The organism is Pseudomonas sp. FP1740 (assembly GCF_030687165.1).
Lineage (GTDB): Bacteria > Pseudomonadota > Gammaproteobacteria > Pseudomonadales > Pseudomonadaceae > Aquipseudomonas.
Genome location: NZ_CP117461.1, coordinates 1,402,947 through 1,419,229 on the forward strand (window position 1 = coordinate 1,402,947; position 16,283 = coordinate 1,419,229).

Annotated in this window: 19 protein-coding genes; 4 read left to right on the plus strand and 15 right to left on the minus strand. The window is 60.1% G+C overall.

Translation table 11 applies throughout. The features are described from left to right. The first annotated feature begins 23 nt into the window (after positions 1–23). The gene (gene pdxH, locus PSH69_RS06055; RefSeq protein ID WP_305411381.1) at positions 24–671 is read left to right on the plus strand and encodes a pyridoxamine 5'-phosphate oxidase; all 648 of its coding nucleotides are present in this window, start codon (positions 24–26) and stop codon (positions 669–671) included. Positions 672–676: 5 nt separating this feature from the next. Here pdxH and PSH69_RS06060 read toward each other — a convergent pair whose 3' ends face one another. Beyond that, positions 677–913, minus strand: coding sequence for a hypothetical protein (locus tag PSH69_RS06060; protein WP_019647883.1), 237 nt, complete (start codon positions 911–913; stop codon positions 677–679). Positions 914–1,079: 166 nt separating this feature from the next. Here PSH69_RS06060 and PSH69_RS06065 point away from each other — a divergent pair, with 166 nt between their 5' ends. Next, complete coding sequence (locus PSH69_RS06065; RefSeq protein ID WP_018926911.1) at positions 1,080–1,544, plus strand: glycine zipper 2TM domain-containing protein; 465 nt, start codon at positions 1,080–1,082, stop codon at positions 1,542–1,544. Between the two features lie 90 nt (positions 1,545–1,634). Here the strand turns inward: PSH69_RS06065 and PSH69_RS06070 are convergent, their stop codons facing one another. From PSH69_RS06070 to nhaA, 3 genes are all read right to left on the minus strand, one after another. Beyond that, positions 1,635–1,880 carry a pyocin S6 family toxin immunity protein gene (locus tag PSH69_RS06070; protein WP_305411382.1) on the minus strand — a complete coding sequence of 82 codons (246 nt, stop codon included), beginning with the start codon at positions 1,878–1,880 and terminating at the stop codon, positions 1,635–1,637. A gap of 15 nt (positions 1,881–1,895) precedes the next feature. Next, positions 1,896–3,068: an S-type pyocin domain-containing protein gene (locus tag PSH69_RS06075; RefSeq protein ID WP_305411383.1), complete on the minus strand. Its 1,173-nt coding sequence runs from the start codon at positions 3,066–3,068 to the stop codon at positions 1,896–1,898. Between the two features lie 121 nt (positions 3,069–3,189). Continuing rightward, positions 3,190–4,377: a Na+/H+ antiporter NhaA gene (gene nhaA / locus PSH69_RS06080; RefSeq protein WP_305411384.1), complete on the minus strand. Its 1,188-nt coding sequence runs from the start codon at positions 4,375–4,377 to the stop codon at positions 3,190–3,192. Positions 4,378–4,624: 247 nt separating this feature from the next. Between nhaA and PSH69_RS06085 the strand changes: the two genes are divergently transcribed. Further along, positions 4,625–5,722, plus strand: a complete 1,098-nt coding sequence (locus PSH69_RS06085; RefSeq protein ID WP_305412791.1) for a PLP-dependent cysteine synthase family protein — start codon at positions 4,625–4,627, stop codon at positions 5,720–5,722. Between the two features lie 49 nt (positions 5,723–5,771). Here PSH69_RS06085 and PSH69_RS06090 read toward each other — a convergent pair whose 3' ends face one another. From PSH69_RS06090 to PSH69_RS06100, 3 genes are all read right to left on the minus strand, one after another. Continuing rightward, positions 5,772–7,385 carry an NAD(P)/FAD-dependent oxidoreductase gene (locus PSH69_RS06090; RefSeq protein ID WP_305411385.1) on the minus strand — a complete coding sequence of 538 codons (1,614 nt, stop codon included), beginning with the start codon at positions 7,383–7,385 and terminating at the stop codon, positions 5,772–5,774. 95 nt (positions 7,386–7,480) lie between these two features. Continuing rightward, the gene (locus PSH69_RS06095; RefSeq protein ID WP_305411387.1) at positions 7,481–8,146 is read right to left on the minus strand and encodes a COG3650 family protein; all 666 of its coding nucleotides are present in this window, start codon (positions 8,144–8,146) and stop codon (positions 7,481–7,483) included. A 92-nt stretch (positions 8,147–8,238) separates the two neighbouring features. Beyond that, positions 8,239–8,838 carry a short chain dehydrogenase gene (locus tag PSH69_RS06100; RefSeq protein WP_018926904.1) on the minus strand — a complete coding sequence of 200 codons (600 nt, stop codon included), beginning with the start codon at positions 8,836–8,838 and terminating at the stop codon, positions 8,239–8,241. Positions 8,839–8,944: 106 nt separating this feature from the next. On the opposite strand from PSH69_RS06100, the gene PSH69_RS06105 reads away from it, so the two are divergent. Next, entirely contained in the window at positions 8,945–9,859 is a 915-nt protein-coding gene (locus PSH69_RS06105; protein WP_305411388.1) for a LysR family transcriptional regulator, read from the plus strand. A gap of 41 nt (positions 9,860–9,900) precedes the next feature. Here the strand turns inward: PSH69_RS06105 and PSH69_RS06110 are convergent, their stop codons facing one another. From PSH69_RS06110 to livH, 8 genes are all read right to left on the minus strand, one after another. Next, positions 9,901–10,380, minus strand: a complete 480-nt coding sequence (locus tag PSH69_RS06110) for a DoxX family protein (RefSeq protein WP_111455058.1) — start codon at positions 10,378–10,380, stop codon at positions 9,901–9,903. After that, a complete protein-coding gene (locus PSH69_RS06115) occupies positions 10,377–11,138 on the minus strand; it encodes a DUF2063 domain-containing protein (RefSeq protein ID WP_305411389.1) in 762 nt (253 codons plus the stop codon). Before PSH69_RS06115 ends, PSH69_RS06110 begins: the two co-directional genes overlap by 4 nt. Continuing rightward, the gene (locus PSH69_RS06120) at positions 11,135–11,989 is read right to left on the minus strand and encodes a DUF692 domain-containing protein (protein WP_305411390.1); all 855 of its coding nucleotides are present in this window, start codon (positions 11,987–11,989) and stop codon (positions 11,135–11,137) included. Before PSH69_RS06120 ends, PSH69_RS06115 begins: the two co-directional genes overlap by 4 nt. 25 nt (positions 11,990–12,014) lie before the next feature. Next, positions 12,015–12,320, minus strand: coding sequence for a DUF2282 domain-containing protein (locus PSH69_RS06125; RefSeq protein WP_105348420.1), 306 nt, complete (start codon positions 12,318–12,320; stop codon positions 12,015–12,017). 212 nt (positions 12,321–12,532) lie between these two features. Then, entirely contained in the window at positions 12,533–13,234 is a 702-nt protein-coding gene (locus PSH69_RS06130) for an ABC transporter ATP-binding protein (protein ID WP_018926896.1), read from the minus strand. Continuing rightward, positions 13,235–14,002 (minus strand): high-affinity branched-chain amino acid ABC transporter ATP-binding protein LivG, encoded by a 768-nt coding sequence (gene livG / locus PSH69_RS06135; RefSeq protein WP_305411391.1) that lies wholly within the window; start codon positions 14,000–14,002, stop codon positions 13,235–13,237. After that, complete coding sequence (locus PSH69_RS06140; protein ID WP_019580927.1) at positions 13,999–15,255, minus strand: high-affinity branched-chain amino acid ABC transporter permease LivM; 1,257 nt, start codon at positions 15,253–15,255, stop codon at positions 13,999–14,001. The genes livG and PSH69_RS06140 overlap by 4 nt, the downstream gene beginning before the upstream one ends. Continuing rightward, entirely contained in the window at positions 15,252–16,175 is a 924-nt protein-coding gene (livH, locus tag PSH69_RS06145; RefSeq protein WP_018926893.1) for a high-affinity branched-chain amino acid ABC transporter permease LivH, read from the minus strand. The genes PSH69_RS06140 and livH overlap by 4 nt, the downstream gene beginning before the upstream one ends. Between the last annotated feature and the right edge of the window lie 108 nt (positions 16,176–16,283).

Consider the following 16,283-nt stretch of genomic DNA (forward strand, 5'->3'; position numbering starts at 1 on the left):
TCGTTAACCAAAAGGAATGCGCCATGACCCGGCCCTTGGCAGATATGCGTCGCGACTACACCCGAGATGGCCTGACCGAGGCGCAAGCCCCGGCCGAGCCGTTCGCGCTGTTCCATCAGTGGTTTGCCGATGCGGTGAAAACCGAGCAGGCGCCGGTGGAGGCGAATGCCATGACGTTGGCCACCGTCGATCAGGACGGGCGGCCACATTGCCGCATTCTGCTGCTCAAGGGCCTGGACGAGCAGGGCTTCACCTTCTTCACCAACTACGAAAGCGATAAAGGCCAGCAATTGGCAGCCAATCCATTTGCAGCCATGACGTTCTTCTGGCCGGCCCTGGAGCGCCAGGTGCGCATCGAGGGTCGGGTGGTGAAGGTTACGCCTGAAGAGTCCGACGCCTACTATCAGGTTCGCCCCCTGGGCAGTCGTCTCGGTGCCTGGGCATCGCCCCAGAGCCGGGTGATCGCCGATCGCGGCGAACTGGAAACGCTGCTCAAAGACACCGAGCAACGTTTCAGCGATACCCAGCCGCACTGCCCCGAGCACTGGGGCGGTTATCGCTTGCTACCCGAGCGCATCGAATTCTGGCAGGGCCGTCCGAGCCGTCTGCACGATCGCCTCAACTACCGCTTGCAGGGCGCCGATTGGGTTCGCGAACGCCTGGCCCCGTAAACGGTCTATCGATCGGAATACCCTGCCGCAGCGGCCTCAAGCCACTGCGGCAGGTCCCGGCGCTTGATCTTCTGCGCTTGAGCGTTCGCCAGTTGCTGGAGCATGAAGGCTCTTTTCTCTTGATCTTTACCCGCCAGTGACAACGCCAGATCGCGGTCCACCCAGCGTCTGATTCGCACGTACAGCCACCAGTGGAAATACAAACCGGCGACGGTCGTGACGACAATGATGAAGTAATCCATGATAATCCTTGGGTCAGCGGCGCAGATTTTGTAATTTGACGCTACTGTGGTGAGTTCGAGAAGTGCCTGTACCAGGCCTGAATGAAACCAATTTTATCCGGGCGATGCCGTGACAGGCGTCAAGCTGCGGGTTTTAATGGATACCTGTCCTATGGAGTTTGATGCTATGCGTAAGTCTGTTTTGCTGGTTGCTTCCTTTTCCACGATGGCGATGTTGCTCTCCGGTTGCCAATCGAGCCTGACCGGTGACTCCTACTCCCGTGACGAAGCGCGTCGCGTGCAGACGATTCGCATGGGCACCATCGAATCCCTGCGTCCGGTGAAAATCGAAGGCACCAAGACCCCGATCGGCAGCGCTGCGGGCGCAGTCGTGGGTGGTGTCGGCGGTAGCGCCGTCGGCGGCGGTCGCGGCAGCATCGTTGCAGCGGTCATCGGCGCTGTAGCGGGTGGTCTGGTGGGCTCGGCTGCCGAGGAAGGCCTGACCCGCACTCAAGGCGTCGAAATCACCGTACGCGAAGATGATGGCAGCATGCGCGCTTACGTGCAGGAAGTTCAGCCAAACGAAGTGTTCCGTGTGGGTGAGCGTGTGCGGATTTCCACTGTGGGTGGGACCAGCCGCGTTTCGCACTAAGCGGGGATGTAGGATGAAAGAAACCCCGATCAGGTGACTGGTCGGGGTTTTTTGTGTCTGCTGTTTTCGGTTATGCCAGATTCAATATCGTTAGTCTTGGCAAAGTCCCATGTAGTACACCAAGTCGTCTCTGAAAGAGTCACCAACCAGTTCCATAATCGTGTTGGCTTGAGTGGGGGATAATTTGTGCTCGCCCATGGGTATATCCCACAAGGTTGACCAGCCCATGACATTAAGCACCGCTCCCTCTAAGGCCTGCGGTACATCCTTTTCATATTGCAATGAATCGTCCGGGTTCGGCTCGTCGAAGAAACCGGAGATTTCAATAAATATCATTCTTGGTCCTCATCGTTATTTTGTTGATGTCCGTCTCTCAGGTTTTGCTTTGCCAGTCTGTTCGCCCGTTTTTGCATCAAACTCTCCTAAGTGATCCCCTGCCCAGTTGTACACTTCGACGGCGCCATGCTGATAATCCCACTCATAAATGCGCTTCTTGCTTTCCCAGCGTTTTCGATTTCCCTTAGTCTGAACACGAATAGCATCGGGGAATGCCGGCAGAACCTTTGGTGGAGGATGATAACTGCGGTCACCACTGATAGGCCTTGCCACCACTACGTATAACGGCTTTAACCCCGAGTCCGCCGGAAACACAAGAATGAAATCCTTGTACTCAGGTGGATAAACCGGATTCACAATGATGCTGTCAGCCGCCTTAGTCGGCGGGTAAACCCAGACGTGCGGCGCTTGTGGCGCAGCTTCCAAAGCGGGGATGCCGAGGGTGCTTGAGCCGTCCTCGGCCGGCGTCCAGATCAGCTCAACGCCGTCCCCGAGATCAGCCACTTGCTGACTGCCGCGCAAAGTGAATTGCACGACATCGACCATCTCCCAGTCACGGTTTTTACCGGTATAGAAACCGTATCCCTTGAGACTGCCATCAGCCTGTTGCTCGACCCGCAGACGCACACGAGTACGGGCCTGTTTGAGGGATCGCAGTTGTTCTTCGGTGTAGAGAGAGCTGTCGCCAAGGCTTGACGGTATGACCAGGGCCACCAGCCCGGCCAAGGTGGCCGCAGCGGTGCTGACGGCGACGGCGGGTAATGCGGCGAACGCTGAGCCACCCAGGGCGAAGCTGCCGAAACCCGCAGGGATGGCGGTGCCACTGATTTTCTTCAGCGGCACGACACCGGTTTCATCAGCCTCGCGGGCACCGAGCAGGATCAGTTCGCCGTAATCCTTCAGGCTGTCGGTGGGCACCATCCCTGAGGGATTGGAGTAATCGATGATGGCGTCCGGCAGCTTGCAGGACTTGGCGAATACGCATCCCGCGCGGGCAACGTTGTCCTTTTTCGCTGCGACTTGAAGGCTGTCTTCGAAGGCTTGCTGCCTCGCGAGCATGGCGTCGTAGGCGTCTTGTCTGGCATCACGCTCGGCCAATTCGGTGGCCGTCATGAATCGGTGGGTGACGTGATGCCCGTCGCCCGACGGTGGGTTTTGCACCCGTGGGATGTCCTTGTTGCCAGCCACTGATTGTCCTTTCGCGCGTCCATCGGCAACCCTCAAAGAGGGGGCTGCGCGACGTTATCGAACGTGGCTAATCATGGCTGTAGGACGAGTCCTCAATGTCGCTAAGAGTGTTCTCTATCACTCAGGATTGCAGTGCAGCGCTCTTGCGACTTGCCGCCGCCGTCACCGCATAACCGATCAATGCCGCCAGGATCGAGCCGGTCAGAATCCCCATGCGGTCCATCCCGGCATATTCACTGGCGCCCGGCACGAAGGCCAGGGAACCGACGAACAGGCTCATGGTGAAGCCGATGCCGCAAAGGATCGCCACCCCCAAAATCTGGCCCCAGTTGGCGCCTTGGGGCAGGGCGGCGATGCCGATTTTTACCGCCAGCCAGGTCAGGCCGAAAACACCGACCGTCTTGCCCAGCAGCAGGCCGACGGCAATGCCCATCGGCACATGGTGGGTGAAGCTTTCGACGGTCACGCCGCTCAGGGACAAGCCAGCGTTGGCGAAGGCGAACAGCGGCAGGATGCCGTAGGCCACCCACGGATGCAGGGCATGTTCCAGGGTCAGCAGCGGCGAAGGCTCGGCGTTTTTCGTGCGCAGTGGAATGCAGAAGGCCAGGGTCACACCGGCCAGTGTGGCGTGCACGCCGCTCTTGAGTACACACACCCAGAGGATCAGCCCGATGATCATGTACGGCCCGAGTTTCACCACACCCAGTCGGTTCATCCCGATCAAGGCTGCGATGCAGGCCGCGGCCAATGCCAGGGACAGGGTCGACAGTGCGCCGGAATAGAAGATCGCGATGATGATGATCGCGCCCAGGTCGTCGATGATCGCCAGGGTCATCAGGAACAGTTTCAGCGACACTGGCACGCGTTTACCCAGCAGGGCCAGCACGCCAAGGGCGAAGGCAATGTCGGTAGCCGTCGGGATGGCCCACCCGCTCAGGGCGGACGGGTTATCGCGGTTGAGGAACCAGTAGATCAGCGCCGGCACCACCATGCCGCCAATTGCGGCCGCGCCGGGCAGGACGATCTGCGACGGTTTCGACAGTTGGCCGTCGAGGACTTCGCGCTTCACTTCCAGGCCGATCAACAGGAAGAACAGGGCCATCAGGCCGTCGTTGATCCACAGCAGCAATGGCTTGGCGATTTTCAGCGCGCCGATCTGAGCCACCACAGGGGTGTCCAGCAGGCCGTTATAGAGCCACGACAGCGATGAGTTGTTGATGATCAGGGCCAGGACAGCTGCGGCGATCAATAGCAGACCGCTGGCAGCTTCCAACTGAAAGAAACGCGTGAACGTGCTACGCAGAGGCAAGGTCGCTCTCCATCGATGAATTCAAAAGGTGGCACACCCTAACCCGTACCGTTGGTTGTTAAAACAAAAGTTATATTCTTTTTTGTTATATACCGTTACAACGTGTCCGGTCAGCAAAGGCCTGAGCCTAGCAGTTGCCGGACGTATTGAACCCCAGCTGTATCTGTGCGTGATGTAGGTTTTTTCCTAAGCTTGTGGACTGAGCCTTGCGACAAGGCCGACTCTTGCCTGATTCAACGAGAAAACCATCATGAGCGACAACCGACAGTGGGCCCGCGAAGCTATCCGGATCATCGAAGCCGACTTCCAGCGCAGCGCCGACACCCACCTGATCCCCTTGCCGCTGCCGGGGTTGCCGGGCATCGAGTTGTACTTCAAGGATGAGTCGAGCCATCCCACCGGCAGCCTGAAACATCGGTTGGCCCGCTCATTGTTCCTCTATGCACTGTGTAACGGCTGGCTCAAACCCGGTGCGCCGGTGATTGAAGCGTCCAGCGGTTCGACGGCGATTTCCGAGGCGTACTTCGCCCGGTTGCTGGGTTTGCCGTTCATTGCGGTGATGCCCGCGAGCACGTCCAAGGAAAAGATCGCGCAAATTGCTTTCTACGGTGGCAAGAGCCATCTGGTGGACGATCCGACGCAGATTTACGCTGAGTCCGAACGCCTGGCTCACGAACACGACGGGCATTTCATCGACCAGTTCACCTACGCCGAACGCGCCACCGACTGGCGAGCGAACAACAACATCGCCGAATCGATCTTCCATCAGATGCGCTTCGAGCAGCACCCGGAACCCAGCTGGCTGATCTCCAGCCCTGGCACCGGCGGCACCACCGCGACGCTGGGCCGTTACGTGCGCTATCGCCAGCATTGCACCCGTGTGCTGTGCGCCGATGCCGAGCGTTCGGTGTTTTTCGATTACTACAAGACCGGCGACGCCAGCCTGCGCCTCGATCACGGGTCACGGATTGAAGGCATTGGCCGGCCGCGTGTCGAGGCGTCGTTCCTGCCTAAGGTCATCGATGCAATGGTCAAGGTGCCGGACGCCTTGTCACTGGCAGCCATGCATTACCTGGCGCAACGTTTGGGGCGACGGGTTGGCGGTTCGAGCGGGACCAACCTGATCGGCGCCTTGATGGCGGCCCAGCAGATGGCGACGGCGGGGGAGTCGGGGTCGATTGTGGCGATTTTGTGCGATGGTGGCGAGCGCTATGCCGACACCTATTACGATCAGGCCTGGCTCAAGGCCCAAGGGTATGAGTTGAGTGGTCTGATGGATGCCGTGGCGGCCAGCGTTGAGCGCGGAGAGCCGCTGCCGACCAGCGTGTTGCGCGCAAATATTTGACCCGATGATTTGATCGTTCCCACGCGGAGCGTGGGAACGATCATCTGGGTCAGGCTTCTAGGCCAAGGATATCCCGGGCAACCGCTTCAGCAATCCGAATCCCGTCTACACCCGCCGACAGAATCCCGCCCGCATAACCCGCGCCTTCACCCGCCGGGAACAAACCCTTCACGTTCAGGCTCTGCATCGACTCGTTACGGGTAATGCGCAGCGGCGATGAGGTGCGCGTCTCGATCCCGGTCAACACGGCGTCGTGCAGCGAGTAACCACGAATCTGCTTCTCGAATGCCGGCAAGGCTTCGCGAATCGCTTCGATGGCGAACGCCGGCAGGGCCAGGGCCAAGTCACCCAAGGCAACGCCCGGTTTGTAGGACGGCTCGACGCTGCCCAATTCGGTGGACGGCTTGCCGGCAATGAAGTCGCCGACCAGTTGCGCCGGTGCTTCGTAGTTGCTGCCACCCAGCACAAAAGCGTGGGATTCCAGGCGTTCCTGCAATTCGATGCCGGCCAGTGGGCCGCCCGGATAATCGACTTCCGGGGTGATGCCGACGACGATCCCGGAGTTGGCGTTACGTTCGTTACGCGAGTACTGGCTCATGCCGTTGGTGACCACGCGGTTCGGCTCGGAGGTCGCCGCCACTACGGTGCCGCCCGGGCACATGCAGAAGCTGTAGACCGAGCGGCCATTCTTGGCGTGGTGCACCAGTTTGTAGTCGGCAGCGCCGAGTTTCGGGTGGCCGGCGTATTTGCCAAGGCGCGCGCGGTCGATCAGCGACTGCGGGTGTTCGATGCGGAAACCCACCGAGAACGGCTTGGCTTCCATGTACACGCCACGGCCGTGCAACATGCGGAAGGTGTCCCGGGCGCTGTGGCCGAGGGCCAGAATCACGTGTTTCGAATGGATCTGTTCACCGCCATGGAGTTCGACGCCCACCAGTTGGCCGTCGTCGATCAGCACATCGGTCACCCGCTGCTGGAAGCGTACTTCGCCGCCCAGGGCGCGAATCTGCTCACGCATGTTTTCCACCACACCGGTCAGACGGAACGTCCCGATGTGCGGCTTGCTGACATAGAGGATTTCTTCTGGCGCGCCGGCCTTGACGAACTCGTGCAGCACCTTGCGACCGAGGAATTTCGGGTCCTTGATCTGGCTGTAGAGTTTGCCGTCGGAGAACGTTCCCGCGCCGCCTTCACCGAATTGCACGTTGGATTCGGGGTTGAGCACACTTTTACGCCACAGGCCCCAGGTGTCTTTGGTGCGCTGGCGCACTTCGGTGCCGCGTTCGAGGATGATCGGCTTGAAGCCCATCTGCGCCAGCACCAGGCCGGCGAAGATCCCGCACGGGCCGAAGCCGACCACGATCGGACGCTGGCTCAGGTCGGCCGGCGCCTGGCCGACCACTTTGTAGCTGACATCCGGCGCCACGTTGACGTTACGGTCATCGGCGAACGTGCGCAGCACCGCCGCCTCATCGCGAACATTGAGGTCGATGGTGTAGATGAAACACAGTTCGGAGGACTTTTTGCGCGCATCGTAGCTGCGCTTGAACAAGGTGAAGTCGAGCAGGTCATCACTGGCGATGCCCAGGCGCTGCACGATGGCAGGGCGCAGGTCTTCATCGGGATGGTCGATCGGCAACTTGAGTTCGGTGATTCGTAACATGGCGGGATCCGGTTCGCGGGGCGCACAACTGCGCCAAGGCGTTTGAAGCCCGCGATTATAAGCCTCAAAGGATGATTCCCGTGAGGCTAAAACGATCAGTCGTTACGCGATCCGCCAAAATACCCGCAGCCGCGTTGCACCTGGCCATCGATACGCAGTTCGGCGCTCATGTGCTGCACGCTGCCGGTGCTGCTGTCGACGCAACGTTGCGGCGCGACCCAGAGCTCGATGCGCTGATTATTGGCTTCGGTGCTGAGGTTGAAGCGGCCATCGCCCAGCTGTTCTTCAACGTACGGCAGGGCCAGGGGCGGCTGACCAGCGCGCTCGATGATCATGCCCTTGCTGCTGACTTTGACGTTCCACTCGGGGCCGTGGCCGGCGGCGCGCAGGATCAGCTGTTTAAAGTTGGGATCGTCGCATGCGGTGCCCGAGCGTTCGACGCGGTACAACTGAGTGAGGTCGAGCTGGCTGTCGGCGCCACTGGCAACGATCCGGCCGCGCACGTCGGCGAACAGCTTGCCTTGATCATCGGCGAGGGTCGCGGCCTCTTGCAGGATGCTGGTGCCGCCGGTGTCATTGACTACAAAACTGCGCTGTTCATTACACGGCTGGAACAGCAGCTTGCCGTCGGCCGCCGTCAATTGGCCCTGCATTCGGGCCTGGCCCACATGGGAAGCACTTTGCCGTGGGCCATCGAGCAACTGGCAAGCAGCGAACAACGGAAGCAGGGCAACAAGCACTAAGGAACGGGCAACACGCATCTTTGAGTCTCCTGACAAGTGCCGCCACGTTACTCAGCCTGACCGTTCATCACAACCCTGCGATGTTCTCGGTTGCCTCTACGGGGGGTGGTTTAGCCGACGCGATAGGTCTGGCCGGTCTGCAGGCCTTCCACGCTTTTGGCGTAGGCCAGCGCCACCTCGGCGGCGGGAACCGGTTTGAAACCACGGAAGTACGGCGCATAGCTCCCCATGGCTTCGACCAGCACGTTCGGGCTGACCGAGTTGATGCGCAGACCGCGTGGCAGTTCGATCGCCGCCGCGCGGACAAAGGCGTCCAGGGCGCCGTTGACCAGGGACGCGGAGCTGCCGGTACGAATCGGATCGTGGCTGAGGATGCCGGTGGTGAAGGTGAAAGACGCACCGTCATTGGCGAATTCCCGGCCGATCAGCAGCAGGTTGACCTGGCCCATCAGCTTGTCCCGCAAGCCGAGTTCGAAGTCTTGTGCGGTCATGGTGGCCAGCGGCACGAAGTTGACACTGCCGGCGGCGCAGATCAGTGCATCGAAGTTGCCGGTCTGTTCGAACAGTTTGCGGATCGAGGCGCTGTCACTGATGTCGACCTGGAAATCACCGCTTTTACGGCCGATACGGACGATTTTGTGGCGCTGGGACAGTTCATGGTCAATGGCCGAACCGACGGTGCCGGAGGCGCCAATCAACAGAATTTTCATCGTGCAGTTCCTCAAGTGGGTTGGATTTAAAGTTAAGTCTAGTGTGGTTTTTTTTATAAATAAGCGTGCTAATGGGCAACCTTTGGTTTTCAAATGGAAACAATCCATGAGCGAAATGGACGACCTGGCAGCGTTCGCGGTATTGATCGACGCGGGCAGTTTCACCCTGGCCGCCCAGCAACTGGGTTGCAGCAAGGGGCAACTCTCCAAGCGCATCAGCCTGCTGGAAACACGCTTTGGCGTGGTGTTGCTGCAACGCACCACTCGCCGCTTGAGCCTGACGGCGGCGGGTGCGGCGTTGTTGCCGCAAGCCCAGGCGCTGGTGGTGCAAGTGGAGCGTGCGCGTCAGGCGTTGGCGCGGCTGAAAGACGACATGGCCGGCCCTGTGCGGATGACGGTGCCGGTTTCGTTGGGGGAAACGTTCTTTGACGGCGCACTGCTGGAATTTTCCCGGCAGTACCCCGAGGTGCAGATCGAGCTGGAGCTCAACAACCACTATCGCGACTTGTCCCGGGACGGTTTCGATTTGGCGATCCGCTCGGAGGTGGCCAACGACGAACGCCTGGTCGCCCGACCGCTGCTGGCCTGGCACGAAATGACCTGTGCCAGCCCCGCGTATCTTGAGCGATTCGGTGAGCCGCTGACGCCCCAGGCCTTGGCCGAACACCGCTGCCTGCTCAACAGCCATTACAGCGGTCGCGAAGAATGGCTCTATCACCAACAGCACGAATTAACGCGGGTGCGAGTGTCGGGTCCGTTCGCCAGCAACCATTACAACCTCTTGAAGAAAGCTGCACTGACCGGTGCGGGCATTGCGCGTTTGCCGTCGTATCTGTTGCAAGAGGAATTGGCTGATGGACGTTTACGCTGGCTCCTGCGTGGTTATCAAACCCGCAGCATGCCGATGTATCTGGTGCATCCGTATCAGGGCGGGTTGCCGAAGCGTACCCAAGTGCTGGCGGACTATTTGATCGGTTGGTTCAAGCGCAGTGGTGAGGCGTTGGATCGGCTTCAACGATAACGTCTCACCACACAACCTTTATGGGAGTTCTGAGGTTGGTATCAGCGGGCGTAACGCCGGGCAATCAGGTGATCGATCGACAACTTGCCAGGTCCAGTCGCCATCAAGTACAGCAACACCGCCGCCCAGGTGCCGTGGGTCGGATACGCATCGGGGTACACGAACAGTTGAATGGTCAGGGTCATACCCAGCAGCGCCAGGGCCGAAAAGCGCGTGGCGAAGCCAATCAGGATCAGTATCGGAAAGAAATGCTCGGCGAAGGCCGCCAGGTGCGCCGCCAGTTCCGGGGAGAGCAACGGCAGGTGATATTCGCTCTGGAATAACGGAATGGTCGAGTCCGCCAGCCTTGGCACGCCGAGTTCAAAGGTGCCGTCGATCAAGTCGATGGCCAGGCCTTCCACCTTGGTTTGCCCGGACTTCCAGAACACCGCGGCAATGGAAAAACGCGCGATAAAGGCGATCAGGCTGTGGGGGATTTTTTCCAGCAGCGTGATGGCGCGGGTAATGGGGTTTGTGTTCATGGCGATACCTGGTTGTGGTGTAAATGAGTGATGGCGTTGTGGCTGATCAGCAGCGCCAGGGTTTGGCTGAGATCGAAGGCCGGCGCGTTTTCCAGCGCTTGGCTCAGGGGCTGGCCGAGTCGCAGGCTCTGAATGAAGGTGCTGGCGCCGTGGTCGATGGCGAAGACCTCAACCTCCAGTTCGTTACGCAGCACCAGCGCGTTTTGCCCGTGGCCGAGGTCGATCCCGGCCAGCGTCGCGTCCTGTTGATGCGCCGCCCAGATGGCGACCACGGCGAAGGCTGAAGTCAGCAGATCGAGGGAGGGATGAAGCCCAAGCGTCAGCTCGCTCAGTGCCTGTGGGGCCGACAGCACGGCGGCGATTTGCTCATGGCCCAAAGGCTGCGCATCAGCGGCGTGATAGGCCTGAACGCGCAAGCGCTCCAGCCGCGCCACATCGGCCAGATAAGGCACGCTGGCTGCCGGTTCAAAATTGTCGATGAACTCGGCGAAGTCCTTGCCGTAGTCGTTGATGAGCGGGCTTTGCGGTGGGCAACTGTGCACATACAACCCTGCCATCGCCCGGAAAAACTCATCACCGACCAACTGCATAACCACCGGATAACTGTCGGCCAAGGCGTTGATCAGCGAGCTCTGCACATTGTTGCGATACACCGCGAAACGGCTGGCCGGATCGGCGCCGTTGGCACTGAACACGCCCTCGGGGCAGGGCCGTTGCGGATCGAGCAGGGCGGCGGAAAAAGTGGCTTGAGTGCTCATGGCCGGCTCCCCGCGCGGTGCAGTAACTCATCGGCATGACGGGCTTCGGCGTGCAACACGCTGAAGGCCGGTAACCGGTTGTCGCGTTCGATCAACGTGGCGATCGGGCCGACCCGCTCCAGCACCTGCGAGTACAGCGCCCACACCGCGTTATCGACGGGCGCGCCGTGATCGTCGATCAGCAGTCGGTCACCAAGGCTGTCGGTGTCTTCGGCAAACCCCGCCAGATGAATCTCTCCCACCGCGTGCAGCGGCAGGGCGTCGATGTAGGCCAGCGGATCTTTTTGGTGATTGATGCAGGAAACGTAAACGTTGTTGACGTCCAGCAACAGGCCGCAGCCGGTGCGGTGAATGACTTCACCGATGAAGTCGGCTTCATCGATTGTCGAGTTCTGGAACGCCAGGTATGTCGCCGGGTTTTCCAGCAGCATCGGGCGTTTGAGGGTGTTCTGTACCTGATCGATGTGCTGGCAGACGCGGTTCAGCGTCGGCGCATCGTAGGCCAGAGGCAGCAGGTCATTGAGAAACACCGGGCCATGGCTGGACCAGGCCAGGTGTTCGGAAAAGGAGTGGGGTTGATAGCGCTCGATCAGCGCGGCCAGCCTTTGCAGGTGCTGACCATCCAGCGGACCTTCGGCACCGATGGACAGGCCAACACCGTGCAGCGACAGCGGATACCGCTCGCGGATCAACCCCAGAAAATGATGAAACGGGCCGCCGGCCACCATGTAGTTTTCGGCGTGGACTTCGAAGAAGCCGATGTCCGGTTGTGTACCGAGCACTTCACGAAAGTGCTCGGTCTTGAGCCCCAGCCCGGAGCGGGGCGGGAGCCCGGAGAATAAGTTGTTCATGGTCGACGCTCAGGCTGGGTGCTGATTAGGACTTGGCTTTGTAGGCTTCCAACTGGCCGAAACCGGTTGGCGAAGTCTTGCTCTCGGTGGTCATGCAGGTGCCTTTCGGGACGAGTTTCCAGGCATTGGCCTGGTGATCCATTTTGGCGGTGCCGGCGCAAGTGGTGCCGGCGCCTGCGGCGCAATCGTTATGACCTTTCATGGCCACGCCGAAGCATTTTTCCATGTTGGCGTCAGCGGCATGGGCCGTGGAGACAGCGGCGATGCTCAGGGCAGAACCAAGGGCCAGAACCAGGGCGGTGGCGGACAGGGTGCGGGTGGTAGCAGTCATGATGTTTCTCCGAAATTGAGCTTGGTTTGGCAAGCGTTTGTGCTTGCTTACCGCTCTAGAGAAACGACAACGCGGGGTGTTACAGCTGACAGAGATTTTTTTTCAGGAATCCTCAAAACACCACGAATCTCCTGTGTGATCTTTATTGTTGTGAGGTTTGTGCCAGGCACAAAAAAACGGCCCGAAGGCCGTTTTTTGTTTACCGCAAGGGCTTAACCGCCGAGGTACGCTTCGCGCACTTTCGGGTCGGTCAACAGCGCTTCACCGGTCCCGCTCATCACCACCCGGCCGTTTTCCAGCACGTAGGCACGGTCGGCGATTTTCAGGGCCTGGTTGGCGTTCTGCTCCACCAGGAACACCGTCACACCGTCCTTGCGCAGTTGTTCGATGATGTCGAAGATCTGCTGGATGATGATCGGTGCCAGGCCCAGCGATGGCTCGTCGAGCAGCAACAGCTTGGGCTTGCTCATCAGCGCGCGGCCGATGGCGAGCATTTGCTGTTCGCCGCCGGACATGGTGCCGCCGCGTTGGGCAAAGCGTTCTTTCAGGCGTGGGAAAAGTCCCAGAACCTTGTCCATCTGTTCCTGATAATCGCCCTTGTCGGTGAAGAACCCGCCCATGGCGAGGTTTTCTTCTACGGTCAGGCGGGCAAACACCCGACGGCCTTCCGGAACCACGGCGATGCTTTTACGCATGATCTGCGACGAGTCCTGGCCGACGAGCTCTTCGCCCATGTAGCGGATGCTGCCGCTGTGGGCTTGCGGCGAACCGCAGAGGGTCATCAGCAGGGTCGACTTGCCGGCACCGTTGGCGCCGATCAGGGTCACGATCTCGCCCTGGCGGACTTCGACGTTGACGCTGTGCAGCGCCTGGATCTTGCCGTAGAAGGTGGAAACGTTTTCGAACTGCAGCATTTACGCTTCCCCCAGGTAGGCTTTGATCACTTCAGGATTGTCGCGGATCTGCTCCGGCGTGCCGTTGGCCAACGGCGTGCCCTGGTTGATCACGAAGATATGGTCGGAAATGCTCATGACCAGTTTCATGTCGTGCTCGATCAACAGCACCGTCACATTATGCTCTTCACGCAGCGTGCCGATCAGCGCCTTGAGGTCCTCGGTTTCCCGCGGGTTGAGGCCGGCGGCCGGTTCGTCGAGCATGAGGATGCTTGGGCGGGTCATCATGCAGCGAGCGATTTCCAGGCGGCGCTGCTGACCATAGGCCAGGGTGCCGGCCGGGCGGTTGGCGAACTCCTTGAGGTTGACCTTGTCGAGCCAGAACTCGGCGTATTCCATGGCCTCGCGTTCGCTTCTGCGGAACGACGGAGTCTTGAACAGGCCTGCCAGGAAGTTGGTGTTCAGGTGCCGGTGCTGAGCAATCAGCAGGTTTTCTACGGCGGTCATGTCCTTGAACAGCCGCACGTTCTGGAAAGTCCGCACCACGCCTTTGCCGGCGATCTTGTGGCCGGGCAGGCCTTCGATCGCTTCACCGTTGAGCTGGATAGTGCCGGCGGTGGGTTTGTAGAACCCGGTCAGGCAGTTGAATACAGTGGTCTTGCCGGCGCCGTTGGGGCCGATCATCGAGACCACTTGTTTCTCTTTGACGCTCAAGGCTACGCCATTGACCGCCAACAGGCCGCCGAAGCGCATGCTCAGGCCATCTACTTTCAGGATCTCTCTGCTCATTTACGCAGCTCCATATGAGGACGTTGCATGGGCAGCAGACCTTGAGGACGCCAGATCATCATCAGCACCATCAAGGCGCCGAACATCAACATGCGGTATTCGCTGAAGTCACGCATCAGTTCGGGCAACAGGATCATCACGACAGCCGCGAGAACCACGCCCAACTGCGAGCCCATGCCACCCAACACCACGATGGCGAGGATGGTGGCCGACTCGATGAAGGTGAACGACTCCGGTGTGACCAGCCCTTGACGCGCGGCGAAGAAGCTACCGGCGAAACCGGCGAAGCAGGCACCCAGGGTGAAGGCCGACAGCTTGATCACGGTCGGGTTCAGGCCCAGGGCACGGCAAGCGATTTCGTCTTCGCGCAAGGCTTCCCAGGCACGGCCGATCGGCATGCGCAGCAGGCGGTTGATCACGAACAGCGCGAACAGTGCCAGCAACAGCGCCACCAGGTAGAGGAAAACCACCTTGCTGACCGGGTTGTACGTCAGGCCGAAGAACTCGTGGAAGGTCTGCATGCCTTCGGCGGCCGTTCTTTCGAAGGTCAGGCCGAACAGCGACGGTTTGGGAATGTTGCTGATGCCGTTCGGTCCACCGGTGAGGCCCGTCAGGTTGCGCAGGAACAGACGGATGATCTCACCGAAGCCCAGGGTCACGATCGCCAGATAGTCACCGCGCAAGCGCAGCACCGGGAAACCGAGCAGGAAGCCGAAAGTGGCCGCCATCAGGCCGGCGATCGGCAGGCAGATCCAGAAGCTCAGCCCGTAGTAGTGCGACAGCAGCGCATAGCTGTAGGCGCCCACGGCGTAGAAGCCGACGTAACCGAGGTCGAGCAGGCCGGCCAGACCGACCACGATGTTCAGACCCAGGCCGAGCAGCACATAGATCAGGATCAGCGTGGCGATGTCCACTGCACCGCGTGAACCGAAGAACGGCCACACCAGTGCCACGACGATCAACGCCATGATGATCCAGCGCTGGGTGGTCGGCAGGGTCAGGAAGTGGCTCGCGCTGGCCGGGATCAGTTTGCCCTTGGGCACGGAGCGCATGGCCGCCGAGTATTCGCGGTCGAACAGCACACGCAGGAACATCAGCACAGAGCAGGTGGCGATGATGATCAGCGTGGAGGTGCTGGCGCCTTCCACTTCGAGGTTGATCCCGGCGATGGACAGCTTCAGGCCGAGTACCGGATAGGCCACGGCCCATACCAGCAGGGCGCTGAACAGCGCCTGTTTAAGATTCCTAGTCATACTTTCTCAACCTCCGGACGACCCAGCAGGCCGGTTGGCCGGAATAACAGCACCAGGACCAGAAGGCCGAAAGCCACCACGTCCTTGTACTGGTCACCGAATATATCGGCGCCGAATGCTTCGGCTACCCCCAGCACCAGACCACCGAGCATGGCGCCCGGAATGCTGCCGATGCCACCCAGCACCGCCGCGGTAAAGGCTTTGAGGCCTACCAGGAATCCGGCGTTAGGGTTGATCACGCCGTACTGCATGCTCAGCAGTACTGCCGCCACGGCCGCCAGGGCGGCACCGATGACGAAGGTCAGGGCGATGATGTTGTTGGTGTTGATGCCCAACAGGTTGGCCATCTTGATGTCTTCGGCACAGGCCCGACAGGCGCGTCCCAGACGTGAACGCGAGATGAACTGGGTGAGACAGAGCATCACCACCAGGGTCACCACGAACACCAGGATCTGCATGTAGGAGATCAGCACTTCCTGTGCGCCGCCTGGACCGAAACTGAAGCTGCCCGGAATCAGGTTGGGGATCGATTTGTCCTTGGAGTCCTGCGAGAGCAGTACGGAGTTCTGCAGGAAGATCGACATGCCGATGGCGGAGATCAGCGGGATCAGACGGTTACTGCCCCGCAGAGGGCGGTAGGCGATCCGTTCGATACTGTAGCCGTAGGCACTGGTCACTACGATGGTCGCCAGGAAAGCGGCGGTCATCAACAACGGCAGAGAATGGATACCCAGCATGGCCAGTCCGGCAAGGACGATGAAGGCCACGTAGGAACCGATCATGTAGACCTCGCCATGGGCGAAGTTAATCATTCCAATAATGCCGTAAACCATTGTGTAGCCAATGGCTATAAGGGCATAGGTGCTGCCAATGGTCATCCCATTAACCAGCTGTTGGAAGAAGTGATAGATCTCAGGCATTACAGCGCTCCTAAAAACCTGATACGCATTTCACTGGTGGAGTCATGTTCCGGCCCGGGCTGTGTGGTCTGTGGCCACCTTCGCACGAGCGTTTGCCAGCGAACCGCT

What these genes read in the sequence shown, in the direction of transcription:
- pdxH (WP_305411381.1), top strand. Translation starts at nt 24, where the DNA reads ATGACCCGGCCCTTGGCAGATATGCGTCGCGACTACACCCGAGATGGC.
- PSH69_RS06060 (WP_019647883.1), bottom strand. Translation starts at nt 913, where the DNA reads ATGGATTACTTCATCATTGTCGTCACGACCGTCGCCGGTTTGTATTTC.
- PSH69_RS06065 (WP_018926911.1), top strand. Translation starts at nt 1,080, where the DNA reads ATGCGTAAGTCTGTTTTGCTGGTTGCTTCCTTTTCCACGATGGCGATG.
- PSH69_RS06070 (WP_305411382.1), bottom strand. Translation starts at nt 1,880, where the DNA reads ATGATATTTATTGAAATCTCCGGTTTCTTCGACGAGCCGAACCCGGAC.
- PSH69_RS06090 (WP_305411385.1), bottom strand. Translation starts at nt 7,385, where the DNA reads ATGTTACGAATCACCGAACTCAAGTTGCCGATCGACCATCCCGATGAA.
- PSH69_RS06095 (WP_305411387.1), bottom strand. Translation starts at nt 8,146, where the DNA reads ATGCGTGTTGCCCGTTCCTTAGTGCTTGTTGCCCTGCTTCCGTTGTTC.
- PSH69_RS06100 (WP_018926904.1), bottom strand. Translation starts at nt 8,838, where the DNA reads ATGAAAATTCTGTTGATTGGCGCCTCCGGCACCGTCGGTTCGGCCATT.
- PSH69_RS06105 (WP_305411388.1), top strand. Translation starts at nt 8,945, where the DNA reads ATGAGCGAAATGGACGACCTGGCAGCGTTCGCGGTATTGATCGACGCG.
- PSH69_RS06110 (WP_111455058.1), bottom strand. Translation starts at nt 10,380, where the DNA reads ATGAACACAAACCCCATTACCCGCGCCATCACGCTGCTGGAAAAAATC.
- PSH69_RS06115 (WP_305411389.1), bottom strand. Translation starts at nt 11,138, where the DNA reads ATGAGCACTCAAGCCACTTTTTCCGCCGCCCTGCTCGATCCGCAACGG.
- PSH69_RS06120 (WP_305411390.1), bottom strand. Translation starts at nt 11,989, where the DNA reads ATGAACAACTTATTCTCCGGGCTCCCGCCCCGCTCCGGGCTGGGGCTC.
- PSH69_RS06125 (WP_105348420.1), bottom strand. Translation starts at nt 12,320, where the DNA reads ATGACTGCTACCACCCGCACCCTGTCCGCCACCGCCCTGGTTCTGGCC.
- PSH69_RS06130 (WP_018926896.1), bottom strand. Translation starts at nt 13,234, where the DNA reads ATGCTGCAGTTCGAAAACGTTTCCACCTTCTACGGCAAGATCCAGGCG.
- livG (WP_305411391.1), bottom strand. Translation starts at nt 14,002, where the DNA reads ATGAGCAGAGAGATCCTGAAAGTAGATGGCCTGAGCATGCGCTTCGGC.
- PSH69_RS06140 (WP_019580927.1), bottom strand. Translation starts at nt 15,255, where the DNA reads ATGACTAGGAATCTTAAACAGGCGCTGTTCAGCGCCCTGCTGGTATGG.
- livH (WP_018926893.1), bottom strand. Translation starts at nt 16,175, where the DNA reads ATGCCTGAGATCTATCACTTCTTCCAACAGCTGGTTAATGGGATGACC.